This window comes from Streptomyces sp. NPDC059696 (assembly GCF_042733745.1).
GTDB lineage: Bacteria > Actinomycetota > Actinomycetes > Streptomycetales > Streptomycetaceae > Streptomyces.
Genome location: NZ_JBHWFG010000021.1, coordinates 47,696 through 73,901, shown reverse-complemented (window position 1 = coordinate 73,901; position 26,206 = coordinate 47,696). Strand labels below are relative to the sequence as shown.

The window sequence follows — 26,206 nt, the reverse complement described above, 5'->3', positions numbered from 1 at the left end:
TACCGCGTCCGAGAACGCATACGGAACGCGCCGCGAAGAGACTCGAACCGTTCACCGGACGCTGTCGCCGCACCGTCGAGCGGACCCCTGAATAGCACCTCGCGGACCCGTCGGCCACCCCCGGCGGGCCGGTCCGTTCGCCCCCGGATCGCTCGCGAAGCGGACACCGCAGGAGAGAGTCCGGCCCCCCGGCAGACCGTGGCCGGGGGGCCGGAACGGGACAGCGGCCACCTGACCGGTCTTCAGGCCGGTCACGAACGGGTGGCGGGCGGCCTCACGCGCGTCTCATCGTCCCTCCGCGGCGGTTCACGCGCGGCTCCACTTCTGGTTGGCCTGTCCGTTGCAGGTCCACAGCACCAGCGGGGTCCCGCCCGCGGTGCCTGCCCCGTTGACGTCGAGGCACAGCCCGGCGCGGGCGTTGCGGATCGACCCGTCGGCGCCGAGGGTCCACTGCTGGTTGTTCTGGCCGTTGCAGGGCCAGGTGACGACCCGGGTGCCGTTGGTGGTGCCCTGGTTCTGGGCGTCGAGGCACTTGTCACCGAAGACCCGGATCTCGCCGCCGGCCCATGTGGTCCACAACTGGTTGGCGGCGCGGTGACAGTCCCAGATCAGCACGGTGGCGCCGGGCGCCGTGGAGGCGTTGTCCACGTCCAGGCAGCGGCCGGACGCGGTGCCGCGCAGGCGCGAGGTGGTGGCGCCGAGCGGGCTGCCCCCGCTGACCCGGAACGCGGCCACTCCGTGCGCGGGGACGCTCGCCGAGATCTGGCCGGACGTGCTCGACGTGCTGCCGTTCCACAGGTCGGTGAGGGTGAACGGGCCGCCGGTCAGGCCTACTTGGGCGGCCGTGGTGGTGACGGTCGCGGCAGCCGCGCCGCGGTTGAACAGGCCCACCGCGACCGATCCGTCGGACAGGGGCTTGGCGAACACCTCGGTGGCGCCGTCGTCGCGCACCCTGCGTCCGCCCGCGCCCAGCGGGTCCTGGTTCACCGCCAGCAGGCGGGGGTTGCGCAGGATCGCGCTCACGTCGACGGACATGGTGCGGATGTCGTTTCCGGCCATGAGGGGAGCGGCCATCAGCGCCCACAGGGCGAAGTGGGAGCGGGACTCGGTCAGTGACAGGCCCGGGCGGCCGACGACGAGCATGTCCGGGTCGTTCCAGTGCCCGGGGCCGGACTGCGCCGCGAGCGGCGCGGTGACGTCCAGGACGTTGCCGACGCCCATGGGGTAGCTGTTGGTGTTGTTGTTCTGCCAGATGTCGAGCAGGTCCTCGGTCGTCCGCCACAGGTCGGCGACCTCGCCCCAGTTGTACGCGGCGCCGGTGATGGCGTGGAAGCTGTTGGGGTTGATGCTGTAGACGATCGGCCGCCCGGTGGCACGCAGGGCGTCGCGCATCAGCGTGAACCGCGCGACCTGCTCGTCCCGGGTGCCGCTGGAGGAGCACCAGTCGTACTTCAGGTAGTCGACGCCCCATGAGGCGAAGGTGGCGGCGTCCTGGGCCTCGTGCCCCTTGCTGCCCGTCGATCCCGGGTAGGCGCCGGTGGTCTGCGCGCAGGTGCGCTCGCCCGGCACCTGGTAGATGCCGAACTTCAGGCCCTTGCTGTGGATGTAGTCACCGAGTGCCTTCATCCCGCTGGGAAACTTGGCCTGATTGGCCCGCAGGTTGCCCGCCGGGTCGCGCTGGGGGTCGAACCAGCAGTCGTCGACCACCACGTACCGGTAGCCGGCGTCCTTCATGCCGGACGTGACCATCGCGTCGGCCGCCTGGCGCACCTGGGCCTCGGTGATCCCGCACCCGAAGCTGTTCCAGCTGTTCCAGCCGAGCGGCGGGGTGAGCGCCGGGCTGCCCGGCGCGGCCGTGGCGGTGGAGTGTGCGGAGCCCGCCAGGGACGCGGTGACCGTCAGCACGGTGGTCGCGAGAAGGCGGAACAGTCGTCCGCCTGGTCGTCTGGGCACCAAGGGCCTCCTCGGCCGGGAACGGGTGCCATGGGTGGGCGACGCCGCTGGGATGTCACGTCCATGACACGCAGAGTGGGTTCGAAATTTCGTATGCCATTCGGAAACTCGCGGTGCCAGGGATGGTAGACGGACGCCTGCACATGTCAACACCGGGAGCATTCCCGCCGGGCGGGCAAGTGACCTGCGGCGATCGGAGAGGCCCGGCTTCGAATGTTTCGCAGGATCAATCGAATACTGCGAGAAGGATTGACGGGGCTCGTGGGCCTCCTATCATCCAGGTTGGTCGACACCTCGATATATGTTCGACATCTCGAACCACTCGAACGATCCATACGCCCCACTCGCTCGAAGCACGGCACCTCCAGGACGTTCCCGCCCACCAACGGCCGAGCCACGCGAGGAGAACGCCACCATGGGTCTGTCATGGCTTCATCAAGACCTGTCCCGTCGCCACGCCCTGGCGGCCGCCACCGGCCTGACCGCGGGCGCCCTGCTCCCCCCGGCCCCGCCACGGGCCGCGTCCGCCACTGCCCGGGGACGGCTCCTCGCGAGCGCGGCGGCCTACACGAACCCGGTCATCTGGCAGGACTTCGCGGACATCGACGTCATCCGCGTCGGTGACACCTTCTACGCCTCGGCCTCGACGATGCACTACTCGCCGGGCGCGCCCGTCCTGCGGTCGTACGACCTGGTGCACTGGGAGATCGCCGGCCACTCGGTGCCCGTGCTCGACTTCGGCGCCAAGTACGACCTGAACGGTGCCCGCGGGTACGTCCGCGGTATCTGGGCGTCATCCCTGGCCTACCGGCCGAGCAACAGGACGTTCTACTGGCTCGGCCAGATCGACTTCGCCCGGACGTACGTCTACACCGCCACGGCCGCCGAGGGGCCGTGGAACAGGCTGACGACCATCAGCACCCCCTACTACGACGCCGGGTTGCTGGTCGACACCGACGACACCCTGTACGTGGCGTACGGCAACACCACCATCCACGTGGCCCAGCTCTCCCGTGACGGCCGGACCCAGGTCCGCACCCAGCAGGTGTTCACGACACCGTCGAGCGTCGGCACCCTCGAGGGCTCCCGCTTCTACAAGATCAACGGGCAGTACTACATCTTTCTGACCCGCCCGGCGAACGGCCAGTACATCCTGAAGTCGTCGAGCGGCCCCTTCGGTCCGTACACGATGCGGCAGGTCCTCCTCGACCTGCGCGGGCCGATCCCCGGCGGCGGGGTCCCGCACCAGGGTGGTCTCGTACAGACGCAGAACGGCGCCTGGTACTACCTGGCCTTCGTCGACGCCTACCCCGGTGGCCGGATGCCCGCCCTGGCTCCCGTCACCTGGACCCCGGACGGGTGGCCGGTCGTGCAGCTCGTCGACGGCGCCTGGGGCACCTCGTACCCCGGCCCCGCCGTGCCTCCTCCCCCGCGGCCGGTGACCCCCATGACCGGTGTCGACACCTTCGACGGCCCGGCACTGAACCCGCGCTGGGAGTGGAACCACAACCCGGACGCCACCAAGTGGTCGGCGGGAAACGGCCTGACCCTGCGGACAGCGACCGTCACAGGCGACCTCTACTGGGCGCGCAACACCCTGACGCACCGCATCCAGGGCCCCACCTCCACGGCCACGGTCCAGCTCGACCACTCCGCGATGCGGGACGGCGACCGGGCCGGGCTCGCGCTGCTGCGTGACTCCTCCGCCTGGATCGGCGTCCGGCGCGACGGTGGCGTGCCGCGGGTGGTGATGGTCGACGGGCTCACCATGGACAGCAACTGGAACACCACCGGCACCGGCAGGGAGCGCGCGAGTGCGGTCCTGACGGGCAGCCGGCTCTGGTTGCGCGCGAGTGCGGACATCCGCCCCGGCGCGGCCCGCTCCGGCACGTTCTCCTACAGCACCGACGGCACCACCTTCACCCGCCTCGGCCCCGCCTTCACCCTGGGCAACGACTGGCGGTTCTTCATGGGCTACCGCTTCGCCCTCTTCAACCACGCCACGCAGGCACTCGGCGGCGCGGTCCGCATCCAGCGGTTCGAGCTGTCGACGCCCTGAAACGGCCCACCGAGCGCACCACCCAACCCCCCACCTCCACGAGGAGTCCCATGAACTTACCCAAACGGCTCGGCCGCCGCCGGGCCACGGTCCTCGGCCTGCTGGCCGCGACGGTCCTGGTGACACCGGGCACGGCGACCGGCGCGCCCGACAGCGTGCGGGCCTCCACCCTGGGCGCCCAGGCGGCCCAGTCCGGGCGGTACTTCGGAACGGCCGTGGCCGCCGGACGCCTCGGCGACGGCACGTACACCCGCATCCTGGACCGTGAGTTCAACTCGGTCACTCCCGAGAACGAGATGAAGTGGGACGCGACCGAGCCGTCCCGCGGTTCGTTCACGTTCGGCCCCGCCGACCAGATCGCCCAGCGCGCGCAGGCCCGCGGTCAGCGTCTGCGCGGCCACACCCTGGTCTGGCACTCACAACTGCCCGGCTGGGTCAGCTCCATCAGGGACGCCACCACGCTGCGCGGCGTGATGAACAACCACATCACCACCGTGATGAACCGCTACAAGGGCCGCATCCACTCCTGGGACGTGGTCAACGAGGCCTTCGCCGACGGCGGCAGCGGACAGATGCGCGGCTCGGTCTTCCGGGACGTCCTGGGCACCGGCTTCGTCGAGCAGGCCTTCCGCACGGCGCGAGCGGCGGACCCGGCGGCCAAGCTCTGCTACAACGACTACAACATCGAGAACTGGAGCGACGCCAAGACGCAGGGTGTCTACCGCATGGTGCGCGACTTCAAGGCGCGCGGGGTGCCCATCGACTGCGTCGGCCTCCAGTCCCACTTCGGCGCCGGGGGCCCGCCCGGCAGCTTCCAGACGACGCTGTCGAGCTTCGCCGCCCTCGGGGTGGACGTCCAGATCACCGAGCTGGACATCGCACAGGCCCCCACGACGGCCTACGCGAACACCGTGCGGGCCTGCATGAACGTCGCGCGCTGCACCGGCATCACGGTGTGGGGCATCCGCGACAGCGACTCCTGGCGCAGCGGCGAGAACCCGCTGCTGTTCGACCGCAACGGCGGCAAGAAACCGGCGTACAACGCGGCCCTGACGGCGATGGGCGGCACGCCCGCCGTGACCGGCGGCGCGTGTGTCCCCACCCCCGTCACGCCCGCCGTGACCGGCGGCGCCTCCGCGGCCACCCGCGGCACGCCCGCCCGCTCCCGTGGGGCCGCCGGCACCGCCGCCTCCCTCTACCAGGGCCTGAACCCCGGCGCGGGCGGCACCTACGGCCTGCTCCCGTGGCGGCTCGGCCTGCTCACCCGGACGAACTCCGCCTGCTGACCTGCCGTGCCGGGGGGGGGAGCGCCGCCACGAGGGGAGCGCTCCCCCTTCTCCGGCCCGCCGTCGACCTTCGCACGCTCTCCTGCCAGAAAGCCGAGGTACCGTCATGCGCCGCAGTCTCCTCGCCCTGATGGCAGCGCTCTCCGCGCTGCCGCTGGCGCTCGCCGCCGCCCCGGCCGCTCAGGCGGCCGACCCGACGACCATGACCAACGGGTTCTACGCCGACCCCGACTCCAGCGCGAAACGGTGGGTCACCGCCAACCCCGGCGACGGCCGGGCCTCCGCGATCAACGCCTCCATCGCCAACACGCCCACGGCCCGCTGGTTCGGCTCCTGGAGCGGCAGCATCGGCACCGCCACCGGCGCGTACACGGGCGCCGCCGACGCCCGGGACAAGCTGCCCCTCCTCGTCGCCTACAACATCTACCACCGTGACTACTGCGGCGGGCACTCCGCGGGCGGCGCCTCCTCGCCGTCCGCCTACGCGAACTGGATCGCCCAGTTCGCGGGCGGGATCGGCGGCCGCCCGGCCCTGGTCGTCCTCGAACCGGACTCCCTCGGCGACTACGGCTGCATGAACCAGGCGCAGATCGACGAACGCGAGAGCATGCTGACCGGTGCGCTCGCCGAGTTCAACCGCCGGGCGCCCAACACCTGGGTCTACCTCGACGCCGGCAACCCGGCCTGGGCGGACGCGGCGACCATGGCCCGGCGGCTGCACGAAGCCGGAGTCCGGCAGGCCCACGGCTTCTCGCTCAACGTCTCCAACTACCTCACCACGGACCAGAACACCGCGTACGGCAACGCCGTCAACAGGGAACTCGCCGCCCGTTACGGCTACACCAAGCCGTTCGTCGTGGACACCAGCCGCAACGGCAACGGCTCGAACGGCCAGTGGTGCAACCCGGCGGGCCGCCGTATCGGCACGCCCACCCAGCTGGGCGGAGGCGCGGAGATGCTGCTGTGGATCAAGGTTCCCGGCGAGTCCGACGGCAACTGCGGTGTGGGAGGCGGCTCCACGGCCGGGCAGTTCCTCCCCGAGGTCGCCTACAAGATGATCTACGGCTACTGATCCCAGGCCGGAGCCGAGGCCGTCCGCACCGTGAGGGGTGCGGACGGCCTCGGCGCGTCGGGCGCCGCAGTCCGCGGCGGACCGATGGGAACAGCCATGATCGACAACTGGTCAAACGTGGTGTGGGCTGCGAAGCTGGAGTTCCAGGGCTCATCTACTAGGTTTTCTAGGAGGTACCCGTGAAGATGCTGATCAACGTCCCGGAGAGCGTGGTCGCGGATGCGCTGCGCGGTCTGGCGGCTGCCCACCCGGAGCTGACCGTGGACGTGGAGAACCGGGTGATCGTACGGCGGGACGCCCCCGTGGCCGGACAGGTGGGACTGGTGTCGGGCGGAGGCTCGGGGCACGAGCCGTTGCACGGGGGTTTCGTGGGTCCCGGCATGCTGTCGGCGGCCTGCCCGGGCGAGGTGTTCACCTCCCCCGTGCCCGACCAGATGCTGCGCGCGGCCGCCGCCGTGGACAGCGGCGCCGGTGTGCTGTTCATCGTGAAGAACTACACCGGCGACGTGCTCAACTTCGACATGGCAGCCGAGATGGCCGAGGACGAGGGCATCCGGGTGGCGAAGGTGCTGGTCAACGATGACGTGGCGGTGACCGACAGTCTGTACACGGCGGGCCGGCGCGGGACCGGCGCGACCCTGTTTGTGGAGAAGATCGCGGGCGCCGCGGCGGCCGAGGGCATGCCCCTGGAGCGGGTCGAGGCCGTCGCCCGGCAGGTGAACGAGAACTCCCGCAGTTTCGGGATCGCGCTGAGCGCCTGCAGCACCCCGGCCAAAGGCAGCCCGACCTTCGATCTGCCGCCCGGAGAGCTGGAGTTGGGCATCGGCATCCATGGCGAACCCGGCCGGGAGCGGCGCGCCATGATGACCTCCGGGGAGATCGCGGAGGCCGCCGTCGAGGCGGTGGTGGAGGACCTCCAGCCACGCAATCCGGTGCTGGTCCTGGTCAACGGCATGGGCGCGACGCCGCTGCTGGAGCTGTACGGCTTCAACGCCGAGGTGCACCGGGTGCTCGCGCAGCGCGGCGTCCCCGTGGCCCGTGTCCTCGTGGGCAACTACGTCACCTCCCTGGACATGGCGGGCGCCTCCCTCACCCTGTGCCAGGTCGACGAGGAACTGCTGCGGCTGTACGACGCGCCGGTGAAGACTCCGGGCCTGCGCTGGGGCGCGTGACCTGCGGGAGTAGAGGATCACCAGTACCTACCAGGCAAGGAGAGCCAGTGCTCGACGCCGATTTCTTCCGCCGTTGGATGACGGCGACCGCCGCGTCCGTCGACCGTGAGGCGGAACGGCTCACCGCCCTCGACTCCCCCATCGGGGACGCCGATCACGGCAGCAACCTCCAACGCGGGTTCACGGCCGTGACGGCCGCGCTGGAGAAGGAGGCCCCCGGCACGCCCGGTGGGGTCCTGACCCTGGCCGGACGCCAGCTGATCTCGACGGTGGGCGGCGCCTCGGGGCCGCTGTACGGGACGCTGCTGCGCCGCACCGGCAAGGCCCTCGGCGACGCCGAAGAGGTGAGCGCGGAGCAGCTGGCCGAGGCCTTGCGGGCGGGGGTGGACGCGGTCATGACGCTCGGCGGGGCCGCCCCGGGCGACGCGACCATGATCGACGCGTTGGTGCCCGCGGTGGACGCGCTCGGCGACTCGTTCACGGCGGCCCGGACCGCCGCGGAGGAGGGCGCCGTGGCGACGACGCCCCTGCAGGCGCGCAAGGGCCGGGCGAGCTATGTGGGCGAGCGCAGTATCGGCCACCAGGACCCGGGGGCCACGTCGTCGGCCCTGCTGATCGCCGGACTCGCGGAGGCCGCCGGTGAGTGACGAACAGCTGGTGGGCATCGTTCTGGTGTCGCACAGCGCGGAGGTGGCCGCGTCGGTCGCCGAGATGGCGAAGGGGCTCGCGGGCGGCGGTCCGGCGGTGCCGGTCGCTGCGGCGGGCGGCACCGAGGGCGGCGGAATCGGCACCAGCTCCGAACTGATCACCGCGGCGGCCGCGTCCGTCGACCGCGGTGCGGGAGTGGCCGTCCTGACCGACCTCGGCAGCGCGGTGCTCACGGTGAAGGCGCTGCTCGCGGAAGGCGACGAACTCCCCGAGCGCACACGTCTGCTGGACGCGCCCTTCGTGGAGGGAGCCGTGGCCGCGGTCGTCACGGCGTCCACCGGCGCGGACCTGTCAGCGGTGGAGGCGGCCGCGACGGAGGCGTACAGCTACCGGAAAGTGTGAGCGACGGAGGCGTACAGCTAACGGAGAGTGCGAGCGACGGAGGCGTACAGCTAACGGAGAGTGCGAGCGACGGAGGCGTGTACCTGCCGGCAGGTGTGAGCGACGGAGGCGTATACCTGCCGGCAGGTGAGCCACGGAGGCGGCCGGGCCCACCGGAGCGGTGCTGCGCCCGGCCGCAGGCCTGCCGGCGGTGGATGTGGCCGCAGGCCTGCCGGCGCAGCGCCGGATCGCGGGCCCGGCGGTGGTCCGACCGGCGGCGCTCCGCCCGGCCGCGGGCCCGTCGTGAGGTGCCGTCAGCTGCTCAGCTTGCGTTCGTCCGCCCTCCGGCGACCAGCCGTTTCGCGAGCCGCTCCCCCTCCGTCACGGCGGCGGCGTGGTCCTCGATGGGGGACACCTTGGTGTTCATGAAGACGATGTAGGTGACGCCGGAGGGTGCGCCCCCGCCGTGCGGGTCGGCGCGGATGCCCAGACCCTTGGCCGTCGCGTAGGACGCCTCACCGATGATGCCCTGCGGGCCCGCGTCGCCCACCACCGCGTACTGCACGCGGTCGCGGTACACGACCGCCACGACCGAGCCGCCGCCGATGCCGTGCGCCCGGTAGTCCCAGAGGGCGCTCGGCGCGGGTACGACGATGAAGGGCAGGCGTTCGGCGCTCAGCGGGCGGCCGTCCGACTGGGAGTAGGCCGTGCTCGCCGCGAAGTACGGGTCGGTCCGGGCGTTGCAGCGGGGCCCCGGCCGGCCGTCACAGTCGATGTCCATGTCGGCCTTCCAGAACACGACGTCGCCGGTGCCGCAGACCGGGATGTTCGCGGGAGCGCCGACGTCACTGCGGTAGCGGCCGCGGGAGACGGGGACACAGTCGCGCACGCGGGCGAGCAGGTCGGCGGCGCTCACGGTGCTCTCGCGCCATACCGCGGGCTGGAGATGGGCGGGGGGTGTCGTGGGGGCGAGCAGGGCGGCGCTGGCCACGGCCAGAGTGAGCGACTGGACACGCACGATACGGGAGCCTCTCGCTGGGGACCTGACGGGCACTCAGCCCAATCTGGCCCCGGGCCCATCCCCCGGCCACCGCTGGGGGGCCGGACGGTGCACGCCCCCAACGTCCGACGGGAGTCGACCACCTGAGTCCGCGTAAGACGCCGACCGTCCGGCCACCGGGTCGGCAGACTTGAACTCCCGCTCTCATGCGGGGAGTTAGACCGTGGCGCCCTCAGCGTACGGAACGCCCGCCCGGCCCGGGGTGACGCGGTCGCGGCAGGGACGGTGACGGTTCAGCCGGACGCCCCCTTGATGTGCTCCCGCCAACGAGGCCATATTGGTCCGGACCATTGCGGTGTACCCGTCGGCCGACCACCCCGGGAGGCAGTGCCGTGCGAGGACGTTTCACCCCCTTGTTCCTCCTCCGCCGCCTGGCGCTCTGCGCCGCCCTCACGCTGGTCGCGGCCTGCGGCGGGGCCGGGGCCCAGGAAGGGGACGGCGGCCGTGCGCCCGGCGCGCCGACGGGTGTCACCGCGGCGGCGGGCAGCGCGAGGAGCGTGCACGTCATGTGGAACACCACCGCCCGGGCCGAGGTCTACGAGGTGTATCGGGGCCCCACCAAAGTCAAGGAGGTGCCGGGTTCGCGGCACATGGTGGATGTCACCGGGCTCCGGCCCGCCACCCTGTACGTCTTCTCCGTGCGGGCGCGGGACGCCGACGGGCGGCTCGGCCCGTCCAGCCGCGCGGTGCGGGCGAAGACGCCCGAGGCCGTCGCGGACGACCGCTCCGCGCCGGGCCGGCCCAAGTCCTCCGAGGGGCGGGCGGCGGGGAGCCGAGCGGTGCAGCTGTCCTGGTCGGCCTCGACGGACGACCGGGCAGTGGTGTCGTACGACATCCTTCAGGGAGACACGAAGATCCACAGTGTGGGCGGGCACCAGAGGGCCGCCGTGCTGACGGGGCTGCGGCCCGGCACGCGCTATGTGTTCACCGTCCGGGCCAGGGACGCGGCCGGGAACGTCTCCCCCGCCGGGCCCGCCGTCCGCCTCACCACCCCGGGCACCGACGACGGCCGCGCCACCGCCCCCACGGACTTCCGGGCGACGAGCCACCGCGAGGACGGGGCCTACCACCTCGACCTGAGCTGGGTGCCGCCCCGGGTGGACGGTGAGGTGACCGAGTACCGGATCGAGCTCGACGGCCGGCCGGCGACGTCCCTCGTGTACGGCGGCAGGGCCCCGCGCGGGCGGGCCACCTACAGCTTCTACGTGGGGCGCAGCGCCGGTGTCACGCACCGGGTCCGCGTCCGGGCGATGCTGCCGGACGGCACCTGGGGAGGTTTCTCGGCGGAGCGCGCGGTGACCACGGGGCACTGACGACGCCGTGCCGTCGGCCGTCATCGGTCACCATCAGCCTTCATCGGCCGTCACCGTCACCATCAGCCCTCATCGGCCGTCATCCGTCATCCGTCATCCGTCATCATCAGCCTTCATCGGCTGAGATCGGCCACCATCAGCCGTCATCAGTCACCACCGTCGTCATCGGCCGTCACCAGTCGCGACCATCGTCATCGGTCGTCATCGGCCGGGAGGAGGAACCCGTCACCTGCACGGGGGCGCTCGGAGTGCGGCCGTGGCCGGGGGCGCTTTGGCTGGCCCCGAGGCAGCACGGGCGCTCCCCGACCCTCGGCGGCGCAAGGGATGTACCGCCGACCGTGCCGCCGGAGGGCAGTCCACATGCGCAACTCATCGTCAGTTCTCCGCTCCGGCCTGACCGTGGCAGTGGCCGCGCTGCCCCTCGCCCTGGCCGCGGTACCCGCCGTCGCGGGCCCGGGCATCTCCGTGAGCACCACGGGCTCCACGGTGTCGGTCACGACCAGCTCGTGCACGCAGATCAACGGCAGCTGGGGCACCGCCTCGCTCCTCACCAGCAGCCAGGGCAGCTTCGCCCAGGGCCGCCAGGTGACGCTGTCGGGGACGTCCACGAGTCAGTCGGCGGCCTGGTCGAACGTCTCCCCGGGCACGTACACGGTCATCGTCGTGTGCTCGGACGGCACCACGGCGGGCACGCAGTCCGTCGTGGTCTCCACCGCCCCCTCCCCCTCGCGGTCCGCGTCCCCCTCCGTCTCGCCGTCCCGCGGCGTCATGGGCGGGGTCGGCGGCAGCACGACGGACTACGGAACCGTCACGCTGGTGGCGGGCGGGACGCTGGTCGGGGCCGGCCTCCTCGGGACGGCCTGGTACCTGCGCCGGCGCAACAAGCCGTACCGGCTCTGATCCGGTACGGACGTCGGCCCGCTCCCCCGAAGCGCTCCGGGCGGGCGGGCCGGCGTCATGACGTGACCGGGCCGGACGGACGGCCGGTCCGCCCCAAGACGGCCATCCGGCAGGTCAACCGGACGGCTGCTCAGCCCGGCCGGCCCAGTCGGCCGGTCAGCTGGTCGGTCGGTCGGTCGGCCGGTCGGCCGGTCAGGTGGCCTCGTCGGGGAGTTCGGCGAAATCCTCCAGGGCGTGCCTGAGCCACCGGGTCCAGAAGGTCTCCAGATCGATACCGGCCCGCAGCACGAGGTGCCGCAGCCGGTCCTCGGCGGCGTCCCGGCCGGGCGGGAAGTCGCGCTTCTCGATCTCCTCGTACTCCGCGAGCTGCCGCTCGTGCAGCTCCAGATGGCGGCGCAGGTCGGCCTCCAGGCCCTCCGTGCCGACCACGGCCGCCGCCCTGAGCCGCAGCAGCAGCGGGTCGCGGTGCGGCCTGGGGTCCTGGGAGGCGGCGGTCCACCGGGCCAGTTCGGCACGGCCCGCGGGCAGGACCTCGTAGGCCTTCTTCTGCCCGCGGGCCGGCTGCTCGGACGGCAGGGCCCTGATGAGGCCGTCGGCCTCCAGTTTCCCGAGCTCGCGATAGATCTGCTGGTGCGTCGCCGACCAGAAGTAGCCGATCGACCGGTCGAACCTGCGGGTCAGTTCCAGGCCCGACGACGGCTTCTCGAGCAGGGCGGTGAGGATCGCGTGCGGGAGTGACATGGCCTCATCCTAGGGACGCGTATCCGCACTACAGGGCGGCCGCGAGCTCCGTTCCCTGCTTGATGGCGCGCTTGGCGTCCAGCTCGGCGGCCACGTCGGCGCCGCCGATGAGGTGCGCGCTGCGTCCGGCGGCGATCAGCTCCTCGTACAGGCCCCGGCGCGGCTCCTGGCCCGTGCACAGCACGATCGTGTCGACCTCGAGGACCGTGCTCTCCTCGCCGACGGTGATGTGCAGACCGGCGTCGTCGATCCGGTCGTAGCGCACGCCCGGGACCATGGTGACGCCGCGGTGCTTGAGCTCGGTGCGGTGGATCCAGCCGGTGGTCTTGCCGAGGCCGGCGCCGACCTTGGAGGTCTTGCGCTGGAGCAGGTGGACGGTGCGCGGCGGGGCGGGCCGCTCGGGCGCGGCGAGGCCGCCGGGGCCGTTGTAGTCCATGTCGACGCCCCACTGGCGGAAGTACGTCGCCGGGTCCTCGTGGGCCTTGTCGCCGCCGTCGGTGAGGAACTCGGCCACGTCGAAGCCGATGCCGCCCGCGCCGAGGACCGCGACCCGGTCGCCGACGGGGGCGCCGTCGCGCAGGACGTCGAGGTAGCCGACCACGCTCGGGTGGTCGACGCCGGGGATCTCCGGGGTGCGCGGGGTGACGCCGGTGGCGACGACGACCTCGTCGTAGTCGTCGACGTCCGCGGCCGTGACGGGCGTGTTCAGCCGGATGTCGACGCCGTGCCAGTCGAGCTGGGTGCGGAAGTAGCGGAGCGTCTCGTCGAACTCCTGCTTGCCGGGGACCTTGCGGGCGACGTTGAGCTGGCCGCCGATCTCGCCCGCCGCGTCGAACAGCGTCACGTCGTGGCCGCGCTCGGCGGCGGACACCGCGCAGGCGAGGCCGGCCGGTCCGGCGCCGACGACCGCGACGCGCTTGCGCAGCCGGGTCGGGGAGAGCACGAGTTCGGTCTCGTGGCAGGCGCGCGGGTTGACCAGGCAGGAGGTGATCAGGCCGCTGAACGTGTGGTCCAGGCAGGCCTGGTTGCAGCCGATGCAGGTGTTGATCGCCTCGGGGCGACCGGCGGCGGCCTTGGTGACGAAGTCGGGGTCGGCGAGCATCGGGCGGGCCATCGACACCATGTCGGCGGCGCCCTCGGCGAGCAGTTCCTCGGCGAGTTCGGGGGTGTTGATGCGGTTGGTGGTGACGAGCGGGACGGACACCTCGCCCATGAGCCGCTTGGTCACCCAGGTGTACGCGCCGCGCGGCACGGAGGTCGCGATGGTGGGGATGCGGGCCTCGTGCCAGCCGATGCCGGTGTTGATGATCGTCGCCCCGGCGGCCTCGACGGCCTTGGCGAGGGTGACGACCTCGTCGAGGGTCGAGCCGCCCGGGACGAGGTCTAGCATGGACAGCCGGTAGATGACGATGAAGTCCTCGCCGACGGCCTCGCGTACCCGGCGCACGATCTCCAGCGGGAAGCGCGTGCGGTTGTCGTACGTGCCGCCCCAGCGGTCGGTGCGGTGGTTGGTCTGCCGCGCGATGAACTCGTTGATGAGATAGCCCTCGGAGCCCATGATCTCGACACCGTCGTAGCCGGCCTGCCGGGCGAGGCGGGCGGCGCGCGCGTAGTCGTCGATCGTCCGCTCGACGTCGGCGTCGGTGAGCTCGCGGGGCGGGAAGGGGCTGATCGGCGCCTGGACCGGGCTCGGCGCCACGAGGTCCTGGTGGTAGGCGTAGCGGCCGAAGTGCAGGATCTGCATCGCGATCCGTCCGCCCTCGCGGTGCACGGCGTCCGTGATGACCCGGTGCTGCTCGGCCTCTTCCTCGGTGGTGAGCTTGGCGCCGCCCTCGTAGGGCCGTCCCTCGTCGTTGGGGGCGATGCCGCCGGTGACGATCAGGCCCACTCCCCCGCGGGCGCGGGCGGCGTAGAAGGCGGCCATGCGTGCGAAACCGCCCTCGGCCTCCTCCAGGCCGACGTGCATGGAGCCCATGAGGACCCGGTTGGGCAGGGTGGTGAAGCCCAGGTCGAGGGGGCTCAGCAGGTGCGGGTAACGGCTCATCGGGCCCTCCGTGCGCGGTGTCGTGCCTGTAGTTGTAGAGGACGACCCACGGTTTATGCAACTAGTTGCACAAGGTGATGGAGGGCACAGCGGGGCGCGTCCGCGCTGCCGCCGAAGCCGACGGTGACCTGCGGGCACGGCGGTGCGGCTGCACCGCCGTGCGCTCAGAGGGTGTGGTGTGAGGAGGCCGTCACCGGCTCTGCAGACGCACGTGGAGCTCCTTCTCCTGGTCGCCGGAGACGGTGCTCAGGTCGTGCACGTCGAACAGCGAGTCCAGGGTCGTGCGGAACCGCTCGATCGCCCAGTAGCCGCCGTGCAGGTCGGCGTCGACGGAGGACGACAGGTGCACCGGCCGCGCGCCCTCGTGCTCGTCGGCGACGTCGAAGGTGCCGAGCCACACGGTGGGACGGGTCTCGTGCAGTTCCTCCGGTACGTCGTCGGCGCACCGGTCGGACTCGAAGCAGGAGCACAGTGCGTCGAACACGGTGCGGGCGTCGTGCTTGCTGCACCCGCTGATCTCCACCGAGACGGAGTGGGGATGCGGTCGCTCGTGGTCCATCGCCATCGTGATCGCTCCTTACGTGGCCACCGGCTGCGGTATCCGCCCCTCCCCCAGCAAAGCACCACCTCCCGGTGAGCACTACCGGCGGTGCCCTGCTCCCGGTGACCGGTTCGGCGGGGCGGTCCGGGCCGTGGTGGGAGATGGTGGAAGGTGACGGAAGCGGCCTTCGGGGACGGCTCCGCGCGGTAGAACATGGGGTGTCGGCACACGACGGCGTGCCGCGAGGACGGCGAAGGCGGGGCGTGGGATGAGTGCAGCCGGGTCTGCCGAGTCCGCAGGCGACGGTCCGGTGCGCGGATCGGCGCGCCCGAGCGGTCTGCTCGACGTGCTGCGCGTGGCCTCGGTCGTCCTGGACGCCGAGGGCCGCATCGTGCTGTGGAGCCCGCAGGCCGAGGAGCTGTTCGGGTACGAGGCACGGGAGGCGCTCGGGCAGTACGCCGCCCGGATCATGGTCCACGAACAGCACGTCGACCTGGTCGTCAAGCTGTTCGCCGACGTCATGGGCACCGGCCAGAGCTGGGCGGGAGCCTTCCCCGTCCGCCGCAAGGACGGCACCACCCGGCTCGTGGAGTTCCGCAACATGCGCCTGCTGGACGACCAGGGCGACGTCTACGCGCTGGGGCTGTGCGCCGACCAGAGGACCGTGCACCGGCTGGAGCGCGAGGTGGCGCTGTCGACCCGGATGATCGCACAGTCCCCGAGCGGGCTGGCCGTGCTGGACACCGAGCTGCGCTACGTCTCGGTCAACAAGGCGCTGGAGGAGATCAACGGGGTACCGGCGGAGGAGCACCTGGGCCGCACTCCGCGCGAGGTGGTGCCCGGGATGGACGTGGACGCCCTGGAAGCCGCCACGCGCCGGGTGCTGGAGACGGGCGCGCCGGTCGTCGACCGGTCCACGATCGGCCGCACCCCGGCCGACCCGCACCAGGACCACGCCTGGTCGGTCTCGCTGTACCGGCTGGAGAACGCGTTCGGGACCGTGCTGGGAGTCGCCGTCTCCATCGTCGACGTCACCGAGCAGTACCGGGCGGGCATCGAGGCGGAGGCGGCGCGCCGGCGTCTGGCCCTGATCGCCGACGCCTCGGGCCGCATCGGCACCACCCTGGACCTCGACCGTACGGCCCGCGAGCTGGCCGACGTGGCCGTCCCGGAGCTCGCCGACATCGCGGCGGTCGACCTGCTGGACGCGGTCGTGCAGGGCCGGCGCACCAGCCTCGGGCCCGCCGAGTCGGCCGTGATCCGCGCGCTGGCGGTCCAGGGGTACGACTCCGCCGAGGCCCTGGAGGCGGCCGACACCCCCGGGCAGGTCGCCCGGTACGCCCCCGACCGGCTGGTCACCCAGTGCGTGCGCACGGCGAGCCCGGTGATGCTGCCGGAGGTCAAGGCCGAGGACCTGGCGCACATCGCCCGCTCCCCGGAGGCGGCCGAGCTGCTGGGCCGGGCGGGGGTGCACTCCTATCTGGCCGTACCGCTGATCGCGCGCGGTGAGGTGCTGGGCGCCCTCGACCTCAAACGCACCCGCAATCCGCTGCCGTTCAGCGAGGACGACCTGCTGCTGGCGCGTGAACTGGCCGCCCGGGCCGCGGTGCAGATCGACAACGCCCGCTGGTACCAGGGCGCCCGCGAGACCGCGCTCACCCTGCAGCGCAGTCTGCTGCCCACTCACCCGCCGGTGACGGGCGGGCTGGAGGTCGCCTCCCGCTACCAGCCGGCGGGCGCCACGAGCGAGGTGGGCGGCGACTGGTTCGACGTGATCCCGCTGGACGGCGGCAGGACGGCGCTCGTCGTGGGCGACGTGATGGGCAGCGGCATCCCCGCGGCCGCGGCGATGGGACGGCTGCGCACGGCGACCCACACCCTCGCCTCCCTCGGTCTCGACCCGAACGTGCTCCTGGAACACCTCGACAAGATCACCTCAGGGCTCGAACAGGCCATCGCCACCTGTGTCTACGCCGTCCACGACCCGCATCTGCGGCAGTGCCGGATCGCCAACGCCGGGCATCTGCCGCCGGTGCGCGTGCGGGCCGGCCGGCCGCCGGAGCTGCTCGGTCTGCCGACGGGGGTGCCGCTCGGCGTGGGCGGTGTCGCCTTCTCCACGACCACCGTCGACCTCGAACCCGGCGACCGGCTGGTGTTCTACACCGACGGACTCGTCGAGACCCGCCGCGACCCGATCGACGAACGGCTCGAGACGCTGCTGTCCCTGCTCGACGGGCCCGACCTGCCGCTGGAGGACGTCTGCGACCTGCTGCTGCGCACCCTGCACGAGCCGGACAACTTCGACGACGTGGCGCTGCTCATCGCCCGGGCGACCGAACCGGACTGAGCGACCTCACGGCCGGACGCCGATCACCACGTGGGCGTAGAGCTCCCGAGACACGGCCAGGTGGGTCGCGAGCCCGTTGCGCTCGAACGCCTCGACGGCGGCGGGGGCCTGGTGCCGGCTCGTCTCCACCAGGACGCAGCCGCCGGGGGCGAGCCAGTCGGACGCCCCGGCCGCGACCCGGCGCAGGACGTCGAGGCCGTCCGTGCCGCCGTCCAGGGCGACCAGCGGCTCGTGGTCACGGGCCTCCTGCGGCAGCAGCCCTATCTCGTCGCTGGGCACGTACGGCACGTTGGCCGCCAGGATGCCGACGCGGCCCCGCAGGCCGACCGGCAGCGCCTCGAACAGATCGCCCTCGTGGACCCGGCCGCCCACGGCGGCGACGTTGCCCCGGGCGCAGCGCACGGCGGCCGGGTCGATGTCGGCGGCGTGCAGCTCCACGCCGCCGAGCCCGGCGGCCAGGGCCGCTCCCACGGCGCCCGAGCCGCAGCACAGGTCCACGACCACGGTGGCGCCCGCGGCCCGCGCCAAGGCCTGCTCCACCAGGAACTCGGTGCGCCGGCGCGGCACGAAGACGCCCGGGGCGACGGCGATGCGCAGACCGCGGAACTCGGCCCAGCCGACGACGAGTTCGAGCGGCATACCCGCGACGCGGCGCTCGACCATGGCGGCGGCCTCGGCCGGGATGCGCGCGGCGGCGAGGATCACCTCGGCCTCGTCCTCGGCGAAGACGCACCCCGCGGTGCGCAGGGCGAGGACCACCGCGTCACGCGACGACGGAGTGGAAGGGGGGACTGCGGAGACAGACGGCATGGAAGCCCAGAGCCTTTCGGGAACCGAAGGGCGCTCCGGTGATCGCCTACGACCGGCGATCCGCGGGACATCGAGAGGAGAGCACCCGAGCTGACACAGCGGTAATGGGTCTCACCTCCTCGGTTTCCGACGGCCGGGTCCTTGCCGGGCCGGACGGCAACCCTACCCGACGGTCCCGCCGCCCGGTACGGCCCTCGGGACGACGCCGGTCAGGTGGTTGGGTCGTGCAACCATGGAAGGAGTTCAGCAGCACCGCAGGTGAGGGAGGTCCCGTGCACACCGCAGACGCCGTGGAGACCATCCAGCGGGAGATGACGGTCTTCGCCCGCCGGGCCAGGGCCGCGGCGGGCCGGATGCACCCCGAGCTGTCGCTGGTGTCGTACACGCTGCTCGGGCATCTGGAGGAGAGCGGCGGGTGCCGGGCCACCGATCTGGCCGCCCACTACGCCCTCGACAAGTCCACCGTGAGCCGCCAGGTGACGGGTCTGGAGCGCGCCGGTCTCGTCGAGCGCCGCCCCGACACGGCGGACCACCGCGTACAGGTGCTGCACCTGACCGCAGCCGGGCGGCGGATCCTGGCCCGGGTCACCGAGAGCCGCCGCGCGGCCTTCCGGGAGCGCCTGGCCGACTGGTCCGCGCAGGACCTGAGCCGGTTCGCGGACTACCTGGCGCGCTACAACGCCTCGCCCGGTCCCGGCCGGCAGGACTAGGACACCCGCCACGTACGGTTGAGTACGCACACACCGAGCACACCGGTCCGGCGGGGCACCGCCGGCCCGGCCCGGAGGCACCACCGCATGCACATCACCCGAGGCTTCACCGGGCGTCCCCGCGTCGCCGACCCCGGCCTGCCGCCCGGCCAGTACGACGCGGGAGACGACTGGCCCGTGCTGTCGGCCGAGGTCACTCCCGAGCTGGCGGCCGCCGACTGGACCTTCCGCGTCGACGGACTGGTGGCCGAGCCCCGCACCTGGGACTGGGAGGCGGCGCACCGGCTGGAGCCGTCCGCGTACGAGGGCGCCATCCACTGTGTGACGAGCTGGTCGAAGTTCGGGGTGCGCTTCACGGGCGTGTCCCTGGACGCGTTCCTGGATGTGGTCCGGCCCCATGGGTCGGCCACCCATGCCGTCGCCTACTCGCACACGGGCTACACCGCCAATCTGCCGCTCGCCGACCTGAGCGGCGGCCGCGCCTGGATCGCCTGGGAGTACGACGGCCGGCCGCTCGCCCCCGAGCACGGCGGCCCGGCCCGGCTGGTCGTGCCGCACCTGTACTTCTGGAAGAGCGTCAAGTGGGTCGCGGGCCTGCGGCTCCTCGACCACGACGAGCCGGGCTTCTGGGAGCGCAACGGCTACCACGAGCGGGGCAACCCGTGGGAGGAGCAGAGGTACTCCGGTGACTGAGACCGCCGAGGCCTTCGTGCCGCCCACGCCGTTCGCCGTGCCCGGGCGCATCGCCGTGCACGAGCAGGCCGCGTCCGAGTGGCAGACCGCCACCCTCGTCGAGATCCGCCGCGAGACCCCGCGCGTGGCCACCTTCCGGCTCGCCGTGCCCGGCTGGCCGGGTCATCTGCCGGGCCAGCACCTGATGGTGCGGCTGACCGCCGAGGACGGCTACACCGCCCAGCGGCACTACTCGCTCGCGTCCGCGCCCGACGACTCCGGGCACGTCGAACTCACCCTGGACCACGTGGAGGGCGGAGAGGTCTCGGGCTGGTTCCACACCGTCGCCCGGCCCGGCGACCGGGTCGAGGTGCGGGGCCCGGTGAGCGGATTCTTCGCCTGGCCGGGCGACCGGCCCGCGCTGCTCGTCGGCGCCGGCTCCGGCGTCGTACCGCTGATGTCGATGATCCGGCACCACCGGGCACGGCGGCTGACCGTGCCGCTGCGGATGGTGGTGTCGGCGCGCAGTCCCGAGGAGCTCGTCTACGCCCGGGAGTTGGGCGCGGAGACCACCACCGTCTTCACCCGGAGCGCGCCCGAGGGCGTGGCAGTGGGACGTATGGCTGCCGCACATGTGGCGCCCCTCTTGGCCGAACAGCCCTCCGGTGGGTGGGAGGCCTATGTGTGCGGCTCCAACTCGTTCGCCGAGCACGCCTCGCGGCTGCTGGTGACGGCCGGTCAGCCGGTGGACCGGATCCGCATCGAACGGTTCGGCTGACCCGGGTGTTTCGCCGCCCCCGCGCCGGGCACCCTGCCCGGGGTCCCGGCCGGCCGCTCCTGCCGCGCAAGGGGCCGTGGGAGCGATCGGCGGGCGCCGGACGAGGTACCCGATCCGCACCCGTACGCGTGACGTGACGTGGAGGGACGGCGGCGCACCGCACGGCCGGTCAGGCGCTCCGGCCGCGACGTCGGCGAGGAGGTGGGCAGTGCGGACCCCGAAGCCGGGCCGGCGCCGGCGGCACAGTCCGCTGCGGCGCCGGTCGGACGTCGTCGAGGCGTGGACGGTGCTGGTGGTCGCCGCCCTCCTCCTGCTGGGCGCGCCCCTGGCCGGGGTGGCCGCCGCCCGGTGGGCCCACGGCGAGGCGCGGTCGCTGGCGGTGCAGCAACGGGCCGAGCGGCACCGGGTGCGGGCCGAGGTGACCGCGAGGAACGACTCGCTGCCGTCGGTGCAGGCCGGCGGACGCCACGCCTACCGGACCACGGTGCGATGGACGGATCCGGGCGGGGCCACGCGCACCGCGACGGCCCGGGTCCCGGCCGACACCCGGCAGGGCGAGACCGTGGACGTCTGGGTCGACGAGCGGGGACGCAGTGTGGCGCCGCCGCTGGACGGGGCGGCGGTGTGGCAGCACACCCTCACCATGGGGATCTGCGCCGCGGGCGGCACGGCGTTGGTGGTGCTCTTCGGCCATTTCCTGGTACGCCGGGTGGCGCTGCGCCGGCGGATGGCCGAGTGGGACCGGGCGTGGGCCCGTACGGAGCCGGAGTGGACGCGTCGCAACGCGTGAGTGCCGGGGCCCCGGCACGTCCGGGCACACGTCTGGTCCGCCCTCCGGCCCCACCCGTAGGGTGATCATCCGCACGGCACCGTAGCTGCTTCTCACCCAAGGCGGTCCCGCATGGCCCTGTTCGACCTTCCGCTCGACGAGCTCCGTGCGTACCGCAGCGCGGCCGGCGAGCCCGAGGACTTCGACGCCTTCTGGTCCAAGACCCTCCAGGACGCGCGTGCGCACGACCTGGACGCCCGCTTCGAGCCGGTCGACACGGGCCTGACCACGGTGCGGGTGTTCGACGTGACGTTCGCGGGCTTCGGCGGTCACCCGGTCAAGGGCTGGCTGACACTGCCGGCCGGCGCGGACGGCCCGCTGCCGCTGGTCGTGGAGTTCGTCGGCTACGGCGGCGGACGCGGGCTCCCCCACGAGCACCTGCTGTGGGCGTCCACGGGCCGGGCGCACTTCGTGATGGACACCCGCGGGCAGGGCAGCGCCTGGGGCGGGGGCGGCGGTACGGCGGACCCGGTGGGCGGGGCGCCCGCGTACCCCGGTTTCATGACCCGCGGCATCGACGCCCCGGAGCACTACTACTACCGCCGGGTCTACACGGACGCGGTGCGTGCCGTGGAGGCGGCCCGCTCCCATCCCCTGACCGACCCGGCGCGCACGGTGGCCGTCGGTTCCAGCCAGGGCGGCGGCATCACCCTCGCGGTCGGCGGGCTGGTCCCGGACCTGGCGGGCATCGCGCCGGACGTGCCGTTCCTGTGCGACTTCCCGCGCGCGGCGACGCTCACGGACCGGCACCCGTACCGGGAGATCGGCCTGTACCTCAAGACCCACCGCGGCCGCACCGAGGACGCCCTGCGCACGGTGTCGTACTTCGACGGCGTCCACTTCGCCGCCCGCGGCCGGGCCCCCGCACTGTTCTCGGCCGCCCTGGAGGACCAGACCTGCCCGCCGTCGACGGTCTTCGCGGCCTTCAACGCCTGGGCCCACGAGGACAAGGCGATCGAGGTCTACGACTTCAACGACCACGAGGGCGGCGGGCCCTTCCAGGAGGCGGTCAAGCTGCGCTGGATGCGCTCGTACATCTGATCCGGCCGTTTCCCTCCACCGGCCTTCCACCCGGTCCGACCAGTCGGTACGTTCATCGCGCCCGGGCCGCGACGCGGCGTCCCGGGCGCGGAACCGGTCGGCGGAGGGGGGCTCATGTCCGAGTTCGGGACACAGGTGCGCGGTCACTGCGACGCGCGCTTCACGGCGGTGCGCGAGGCGTTCGAGGAGAACTTCCGGGAGCGCGGTGAACTGGGTGCCGCGGTGGCGGTCACCGTCGGCGGACGGACGGTGGTGGACCTGTGGGGCGGCTGGGCGGACGCGGCGCGCTCCCGGCCGTGGGAGCGGGACACCCTGGTCAACGTGTGGTCCACCTCCAAGGGGCCGGTGGCGCTGTGCGCGCATCTCCTCGCCGACCGGGGGCTGCTGGATCTGGACGCGCCGGTGGCCCGGTACTGGCCCGAGTTCGCGGCGGCGGGCAAGGAGAAGGTCCTCGTCCGCCATCTGCTGTCCCACCGCGCCGGTCTGGCCGGTCTGCGGGAGCCGCACTCGCTGGAGCAGCTATGCGACTGGGAGCTGACCACGCAGCGGCTCGCGGCGACCGAGCCCTGGTGGGAACCGGGCACCCGGTCCGGCTACCACGCGCTGACCTACGGCCATCTGGTCGGCGAGGTCGTACGCCGGGTGTCGGGGCTCAAGCCGGGGGCCTTCCTGGAGCGGGAGGTGACCGGCCCGCTCGGCCTGGACTTCCGCATCGGCCTGCCTGGGGAGGACGCCGGCCGGGCCGCCGAGCTGGTACAGGCGCCGACGACGGGCGGTGATGAACAGGCCGCGGTCTTCGCCCAGTTGGCGCCGGCGGCCGTGGCCGCGCTGACCAACCCGGCGGTGTCCGCCGCCGCGGCGAACACTCCGCGGTGGCGGGCCGCGGAGATCCCGGCGGCGAACGGGCACGGCACCGCGCGTGCCGTCGCCGGACTGTACGGCGTCTTCGCGGGCCTCGACACCCACGGGGGCCACCGCCTGCTGTCGCCCGAGGCGGCCGAGCGGGTGCGCGAAGGGCAGGGCAGCTGCCGGGACCTGGTGCTCGGTGCCGGGTTCGAGCACGAGACGGAGGTCGGCCTCGGGCTCTGGCTCAGCGGCCCCGGCGGCTCGTACGGACCCAACCCGCGCGCTTTCGGACACGACGGCTTCGGCGGCTCCTGCGGGCTCGCCGACCCGGAGGCGGGGGTGTCCCTCGGCTATGTGATGAACCGGATGGGGCCCCGCATCGCCGACGACCCGCGGAAGACGGCCCTGGTCGACGCCCTGTACGGCGCGCTGTGAGGGCGTGCGCGGGCCGTCCGGTTTCGGCCGAACCGCCCGGCCGCCCTTCCCAGCTGGTTTAGACCAATGCTAGATCTGGTGGCGCACCGAGCCCGCACGGCTACCGAACGTCACCCACAGGAGGGGCGGCATGGCCCGCACCACCCCGCATCCCCCGCCGTCCGAGTCAGAGCCCCTGTACCGCCGGATCGCGACGCAGCTGCTCCGCGAACTGCGCGACGGCACCGTTCCTCCCGGCGAACGACTGCCGAGCGAACGGCGGCTGGCCGGCCGCCTGGGAGTCAGCCGGGAGACCGTACGGCGGTCGCTGGAGCTGCTCCGCCGCGACGGTCTGGTCACCACCGACCGGCGCGGCAGCCACGCCACCCTGCCCGGCCTGCCGGCCGAGACCCCGGCGTCGCTCACCTTCCCGGTGGGCGCCGGCCCCGCGGCCCCGGGCGGTGTCGCTCGCGCCACCGTCACCTGGGAGGCTCCCCCGCCGGAGCACGCCGAGGCCCTGGGGCTGGAGCCCGGCCGCCCGACCCTGATCCACCGCTACCGGTACGCGACCGCCGACGGGCAGGGCCTGCGGAGCGCCATGACCTCGTTCTCCGCCGTGGCGCTGGCGGAGGTGGCGGAGCTGGCCCGCTATCGCGACCGGGCCGACGGCACCGCCGCAGCGCAGCTGCGCCGGGCGTACGACTGGATGCGCCGGGCCGGCCTGACCCTGCACCACCGCGACGCCATCACCCGCCTGGCGAGCACCGCGTCGGTACGGGTCACGCGCCAGGTGCACGACCAGTACGCGCGGCCGCTGGAGATCACCGACCTCGTGGTGGAAGCCCAACAGGACGCGCTGGTCTATGAGTTCACCCTGCCGAGCTGCGCGGTGGCGCACACGACCGACCGTCACCCTTCACCCGTTCGGCGGACTGCTGACGCGGGTTCCCGACGATGACGGAGATCATCAAGACACGGTACGGCTCCCCAGGCGACCCCCGAGAGGAACCCCATGGCCACGTTCACGACCTCCGACGGAACCGAGCTCTATTACAAGGACTGGGGCCAGGGGCAGCCCGTGGTGTTCAGTCACGGCTGGCCCCTCAACGCGGACGCGTGGGACGGCCAGGCCCGGCTGGTCGCCGAGCACGGCTTCCGGGCGATCGCGCACGACCGCCGCGGACACGGCCGCTCGGGCCAGCCGTGGCAGGGCAACGACATGGACCGGTACGCCGACGACCTGGCCGAGCTGATCGAGGCACTGGACCTCACCGACGCGGTCCTGGTGGGCCATTCGACCGGCGGCGGCGAGGTGGCCCGCTACATCGGGCGCCATGGGACGGGGCGGGTCGCGAAGGTCGTGCTGCTCGGTGCGGTCCCGCCGCTGATGCTGCGCACAAAGGCCAATCCGGAGGGCACGCCGAAGGAGGCCTTCGACGAGATCCGCGCCGGGGTCGCGGCGGACCGCTCGCAGTTCTACTGGGAGCTGAGCGAGGCCTTCTACGGCTTCAACCGGCCCGGCGCCACCGTGTCGGAGGGCGTGCGGCGGGCGTTCTGGATGTGGAGCATGCAGGCCGGCCTGAAGGGCGCCTACGACTGCGTCGCGCAGTTCTCCGAGACCGACTTCACCCAGGACCTGGGGCGCATCGCCGTGCCGACGCTCGTCGCGCACGGGGACGACGACCAGATCGTGCCGATCGCCGCCTCGGCCCACCGGACCTCCCAGCTCGTCAAGGACGCGACGCTGAAGGTGTATCCGGGCGCCCCGCACGGTCTGGTCGGCGACTACGAGAAGGCGTTCAACGACGATCTGCTGAACTTCCTGCGCGGCTGACGAACCCTCCCGGCCCCGGGTCATGGCCCGGCAGCCGGGCCAGGACCAGCCGCACCCGGGGGCTGCCGTCAGGCCGCCGCCCGAACTCCGGAAGCGGCTGGAGCTCCACCTCGAAACCCGCTGCCGCGAGTTCGCGGCGTACGTCCCCGAGGCGGAAGGCGCGGTAGTACATGACGAACGGAGGCCGCCAAAGCGCGTTGCGCACCCGCATCACGGTGTCGAAGCCGAGGAGCGCCCAGAAGCCGGGCGAGCCCGGGCGGGGCGGGGCGACCACCGGGAAGGCGAAGCGGCCGCCCGGCCGCAGCACGGAACGGACCTGCGCGAACAGTCCGGGCAGTTCCCGGGGAAGGAAGTGCCCGAAGGCCCCGAAACTGACCACCAGGTCGAAGACGGGCCCGAAGGGCAGCGCGCGGGCGTCGGCCCGGACCCAGGAGACCGGCGGGCCCTGCGGCAGCCCCACCCGCTCGCGCGCGACGCCCAGCATGCCCGCGCTGAAGTCGACCCCGGTGACGCTCTCCCGGCACACCCCTGCCAGCACGCCGACGCCCGCCCCGGTACCGCAGCACAGATCGAGCCCGGCGTCGAAGGGCCCGGTCCGTCGCAGTGCCGAGCCGACGGCGTCGAGGACCGCGTCGGGTGTCCGGAACGGCGTGTGGTCGAACTTCGGGGCGAGGAGGTCGTAACCGCGCTCGACCGACGACAACGCCTGGACGGCGAGCTCGCGCAGGCTGGGACCTTCGGGGCTGAACATCGGC

Annotated in this window: 23 protein-coding genes and 1 pseudogene; 17 read left to right on the top strand and 7 right to left on the bottom strand. The window is 72.9% G+C overall.

Features of this window, described 5'->3' with window-relative positions; translation table 11 throughout:
• Positions 1 to 306: 306 nt before the first annotated feature.
• Complete coding sequence (locus ACFV20_RS23015) at positions 307 to 1,953, bottom strand: glycoside hydrolase family 27 protein (protein WP_385659225.1); 1,647 nt, start codon at positions 1,951 to 1,953, stop codon at positions 307 to 309.
• A 415-nt stretch (positions 1,954 to 2,368) separates the two neighbouring features.
• Between ACFV20_RS23015 and ACFV20_RS23010 the strand changes: the two genes are divergently transcribed.
• The 6 genes and pseudogenes from ACFV20_RS23010 (at position 2,369) to ACFV20_RS22985 (ending at position 8,592) form a co-directional block, all read left to right on the top strand.
• Positions 2,369 to 4,012: a glycoside hydrolase 43 family protein gene (locus tag ACFV20_RS23010; RefSeq protein WP_385659223.1), complete on the top strand. Its 1,644-nt coding sequence runs from the start codon at positions 2,369 to 2,371 to the stop codon at positions 4,010 to 4,012.
• A gap of 50 nt (positions 4,013 to 4,062) precedes the next feature.
• A pseudogene (locus tag ACFV20_RS23005) lies at positions 4,063 to 5,202 on the top strand (endo-1,4-beta-xylanase); the annotation flags it as partial.
• Between the two features lie 202 nt (positions 5,203 to 5,404).
• Positions 5,405 to 6,370: a glycoside hydrolase family 6 protein gene (locus tag ACFV20_RS23000; protein ID WP_385659221.1), complete on the top strand. Its 966-nt coding sequence runs from the start codon at positions 5,405 to 5,407 to the stop codon at positions 6,368 to 6,370.
• A gap of 179 nt (positions 6,371 to 6,549) precedes the next feature.
• Positions 6,550 to 7,542, top strand: a complete 993-nt coding sequence (gene dhaK, locus ACFV20_RS22995) for a dihydroxyacetone kinase subunit DhaK (RefSeq protein ID WP_385659219.1) — start codon at positions 6,550 to 6,552, stop codon at positions 7,540 to 7,542.
• 47 nt (positions 7,543 to 7,589) lie between these two features.
• Positions 7,590 to 8,189, top strand: coding sequence for a dihydroxyacetone kinase subunit DhaL (dhaL, locus tag ACFV20_RS22990; protein WP_385659217.1), 600 nt, complete (start codon positions 7,590 to 7,592; stop codon positions 8,187 to 8,189).
• A complete protein-coding gene (locus ACFV20_RS22985) occupies positions 8,182 to 8,592 on the top strand; it encodes a PTS-dependent dihydroxyacetone kinase phosphotransferase subunit DhaM (RefSeq protein ID WP_385659215.1) in 411 nt (136 codons plus the stop codon). The genes dhaL and ACFV20_RS22985 overlap by 8 nt, the downstream gene beginning before the upstream one ends.
• Positions 8,593 to 8,893: 301 nt before the next feature.
• Here the strand turns inward: ACFV20_RS22985 and ACFV20_RS22980 are convergent, their stop codons facing one another.
• Positions 8,894 to 9,589: a glycoside hydrolase family 75 protein gene (locus ACFV20_RS22980; RefSeq protein WP_385659213.1), complete on the bottom strand. Its 696-nt coding sequence runs from the start codon at positions 9,587 to 9,589 to the stop codon at positions 8,894 to 8,896.
• A gap of 374 nt (positions 9,590 to 9,963) precedes the next feature.
• Between ACFV20_RS22980 and ACFV20_RS22975 the strand changes: the two genes are divergently transcribed.
• Positions 9,964 to 10,944 carry a fibronectin type III domain-containing protein gene (locus ACFV20_RS22975; RefSeq protein ID WP_385659211.1) on the top strand — a complete coding sequence of 327 codons (981 nt, stop codon included), beginning with the start codon at positions 9,964 to 9,966 and terminating at the stop codon, positions 10,942 to 10,944.
• 360 nt (positions 10,945 to 11,304) lie between these two features.
• Entirely contained in the window at positions 11,305 to 11,844 is a 540-nt protein-coding gene (locus tag ACFV20_RS22970) for a hypothetical protein (RefSeq protein WP_385659209.1), read from the top strand.
• Positions 11,845 to 12,036: 192 nt separating this feature from the next.
• On the opposite strand, the gene ACFV20_RS22965 is transcribed toward ACFV20_RS22970, so the two are convergent.
• The 3 genes from ACFV20_RS22965 to ACFV20_RS22955 form a co-directional block, all read right to left on the bottom strand.
• On the bottom strand, positions 12,037 to 12,585 hold the full coding sequence (locus ACFV20_RS22965; protein WP_385659207.1) for a PadR family transcriptional regulator: 549 nt from the start codon (positions 12,583 to 12,585) through the stop codon (positions 12,037 to 12,039).
• A gap of 28 nt (positions 12,586 to 12,613) precedes the next feature.
• Positions 12,614 to 14,629 carry an FAD-dependent oxidoreductase gene (locus ACFV20_RS22960; RefSeq protein WP_385659205.1) on the bottom strand — a complete coding sequence of 672 codons (2,016 nt, stop codon included), beginning with the start codon at positions 14,627 to 14,629 and terminating at the stop codon, positions 12,614 to 12,616.
• Between the two features lie 190 nt (positions 14,630 to 14,819).
• Positions 14,820 to 15,188 carry a hypothetical protein gene (locus ACFV20_RS22955; RefSeq protein ID WP_385659363.1) on the bottom strand — a complete coding sequence of 123 codons (369 nt, stop codon included), beginning with the start codon at positions 15,186 to 15,188 and terminating at the stop codon, positions 14,820 to 14,822.
• A gap of 250 nt (positions 15,189 to 15,438) precedes the next feature.
• On the opposite strand from ACFV20_RS22955, the gene ACFV20_RS22950 reads away from it, so the two are divergent.
• The gene (locus ACFV20_RS22950) at positions 15,439 to 17,517 is read left to right on the top strand and encodes a SpoIIE family protein phosphatase (protein ID WP_385659203.1); all 2,079 of its coding nucleotides are present in this window, start codon (positions 15,439 to 15,441) and stop codon (positions 17,515 to 17,517) included.
• Between the two features lie 6 nt (positions 17,518 to 17,523).
• On the opposite strand, the gene ACFV20_RS22945 is transcribed toward ACFV20_RS22950, so the two are convergent.
• Positions 17,524 to 18,327 (bottom strand): putative protein N(5)-glutamine methyltransferase, encoded by an 804-nt coding sequence (locus ACFV20_RS22945; protein ID WP_385659202.1) that lies wholly within the window; start codon positions 18,325 to 18,327, stop codon positions 17,524 to 17,526.
• Positions 18,328 to 18,638: 311 nt separating this feature from the next.
• Between ACFV20_RS22945 and ACFV20_RS22940 the strand changes: the two genes are divergently transcribed.
• The 8 genes from ACFV20_RS22940 (at position 18,639) to ACFV20_RS22905 (ending at position 25,451) form a co-directional block, all read left to right on the top strand.
• The gene (locus ACFV20_RS22940; RefSeq protein WP_385659361.1) at positions 18,639 to 19,037 is read left to right on the top strand and encodes a MarR family winged helix-turn-helix transcriptional regulator; all 399 of its coding nucleotides are present in this window, start codon (positions 18,639 to 18,641) and stop codon (positions 19,035 to 19,037) included.
• 87 nt (positions 19,038 to 19,124) lie between these two features.
• A complete protein-coding gene (locus ACFV20_RS22935; protein WP_385659200.1) occupies positions 19,125 to 19,730 on the top strand; it encodes a sulfite oxidase-like oxidoreductase in 606 nt (201 codons plus the stop codon).
• Entirely contained in the window at positions 19,723 to 20,487 is a 765-nt protein-coding gene (locus ACFV20_RS22930; RefSeq protein ID WP_385659198.1) for a ferredoxin reductase, read from the top strand. Before ACFV20_RS22935 ends, ACFV20_RS22930 begins: the two co-directional genes overlap by 8 nt.
• Before the next feature lie 208 nt (positions 20,488 to 20,695).
• A complete protein-coding gene (locus ACFV20_RS22925; protein WP_385659197.1) occupies positions 20,696 to 21,277 on the top strand; it encodes a hypothetical protein in 582 nt (193 codons plus the stop codon).
• A gap of 111 nt (positions 21,278 to 21,388) precedes the next feature.
• Complete coding sequence (locus ACFV20_RS22920) at positions 21,389 to 22,357, top strand: acetylxylan esterase (RefSeq protein ID WP_385659196.1); 969 nt, start codon at positions 21,389 to 21,391, stop codon at positions 22,355 to 22,357.
• A 114-nt stretch (positions 22,358 to 22,471) separates the two neighbouring features.
• The gene (locus ACFV20_RS22915; protein WP_385659194.1) at positions 22,472 to 23,638 is read left to right on the top strand and encodes a serine hydrolase domain-containing protein; all 1,167 of its coding nucleotides are present in this window, start codon (positions 22,472 to 22,474) and stop codon (positions 23,636 to 23,638) included.
• A gap of 130 nt (positions 23,639 to 23,768) precedes the next feature.
• The gene (locus ACFV20_RS22910) at positions 23,769 to 24,575 is read left to right on the top strand and encodes a GntR family transcriptional regulator (protein ID WP_385659192.1); all 807 of its coding nucleotides are present in this window, start codon (positions 23,769 to 23,771) and stop codon (positions 24,573 to 24,575) included.
• 54 nt (positions 24,576 to 24,629) lie between these two features.
• Entirely contained in the window at positions 24,630 to 25,451 is an 822-nt protein-coding gene (locus ACFV20_RS22905) for an alpha/beta fold hydrolase (RefSeq protein WP_385659190.1), read from the top strand.
• Here ACFV20_RS22905 and ACFV20_RS22900 read toward each other — a convergent pair.
• Positions 25,417 to 26,202, bottom strand: a complete 786-nt coding sequence (locus ACFV20_RS22900; protein WP_385659189.1) for a methyltransferase domain-containing protein — start codon at positions 26,200 to 26,202, stop codon at positions 25,417 to 25,419. The two genes, ACFV20_RS22905 and ACFV20_RS22900, sit on opposite strands and share 35 nt — an antisense overlap.
• Positions 26,203 to 26,206 lie beyond the last annotated feature (4 nt).

What these genes read in the sequence shown, in the direction of transcription:
- ACFV20_RS23010 (WP_385659223.1), top strand. Translation starts at nt 2,369, where the DNA reads ATGGGTCTGTCATGGCTTCATCAAGACCTGTCCCGTCGCCACGCCCTG.
- ACFV20_RS23000 (WP_385659221.1), top strand. Translation starts at nt 5,405, where the DNA reads ATGCGCCGCAGTCTCCTCGCCCTGATGGCAGCGCTCTCCGCGCTGCCG.
- ACFV20_RS22970 (WP_385659209.1), top strand. Translation starts at nt 11,305, where the DNA reads ATGCGCAACTCATCGTCAGTTCTCCGCTCCGGCCTGACCGTGGCAGTG.
- ACFV20_RS22965 (WP_385659207.1), bottom strand. Translation starts at nt 12,585, where the DNA reads ATGTCACTCCCGCACGCGATCCTCACCGCCCTGCTCGAGAAGCCGTCG.
- ACFV20_RS22960 (WP_385659205.1), bottom strand. Translation starts at nt 14,629, where the DNA reads ATGAGCCGTTACCCGCACCTGCTGAGCCCCCTCGACCTGGGCTTCACC.
- ACFV20_RS22955 (WP_385659363.1), bottom strand. Translation starts at nt 15,188, where the DNA reads ATGGACCACGAGCGACCGCATCCCCACTCCGTCTCGGTGGAGATCAGC.
- ACFV20_RS22950 (WP_385659203.1), top strand. Translation starts at nt 15,439, where the DNA reads ATGAGTGCAGCCGGGTCTGCCGAGTCCGCAGGCGACGGTCCGGTGCGC.
- ACFV20_RS22945 (WP_385659202.1), bottom strand. Translation starts at nt 18,327, where the DNA reads ATGCCGTCTGTCTCCGCAGTCCCCCCTTCCACTCCGTCGTCGCGTGAC.
- ACFV20_RS22940 (WP_385659361.1), top strand. Translation starts at nt 18,639, where the DNA reads ATGACGGTCTTCGCCCGCCGGGCCAGGGCCGCGGCGGGCCGGATGCAC.
- ACFV20_RS22935 (WP_385659200.1), top strand. Translation starts at nt 19,125, where the DNA reads ATGCACATCACCCGAGGCTTCACCGGGCGTCCCCGCGTCGCCGACCCC.
- ACFV20_RS22920 (WP_385659196.1), top strand. Translation starts at nt 21,389, where the DNA reads ATGGCCCTGTTCGACCTTCCGCTCGACGAGCTCCGTGCGTACCGCAGC.
- ACFV20_RS22915 (WP_385659194.1), top strand. Translation starts at nt 22,472, where the DNA reads ATGTCCGAGTTCGGGACACAGGTGCGCGGTCACTGCGACGCGCGCTTC.
- ACFV20_RS22910 (WP_385659192.1), top strand. Translation starts at nt 23,769, where the DNA reads ATGGCCCGCACCACCCCGCATCCCCCGCCGTCCGAGTCAGAGCCCCTG.
- ACFV20_RS22905 (WP_385659190.1), top strand. Translation starts at nt 24,630, where the DNA reads ATGGCCACGTTCACGACCTCCGACGGAACCGAGCTCTATTACAAGGAC.
- ACFV20_RS22900 (WP_385659189.1), bottom strand. Translation starts at nt 26,202, where the DNA reads ATGTTCAGCCCCGAAGGTCCCAGCCTGCGCGAGCTCGCCGTCCAGGCG.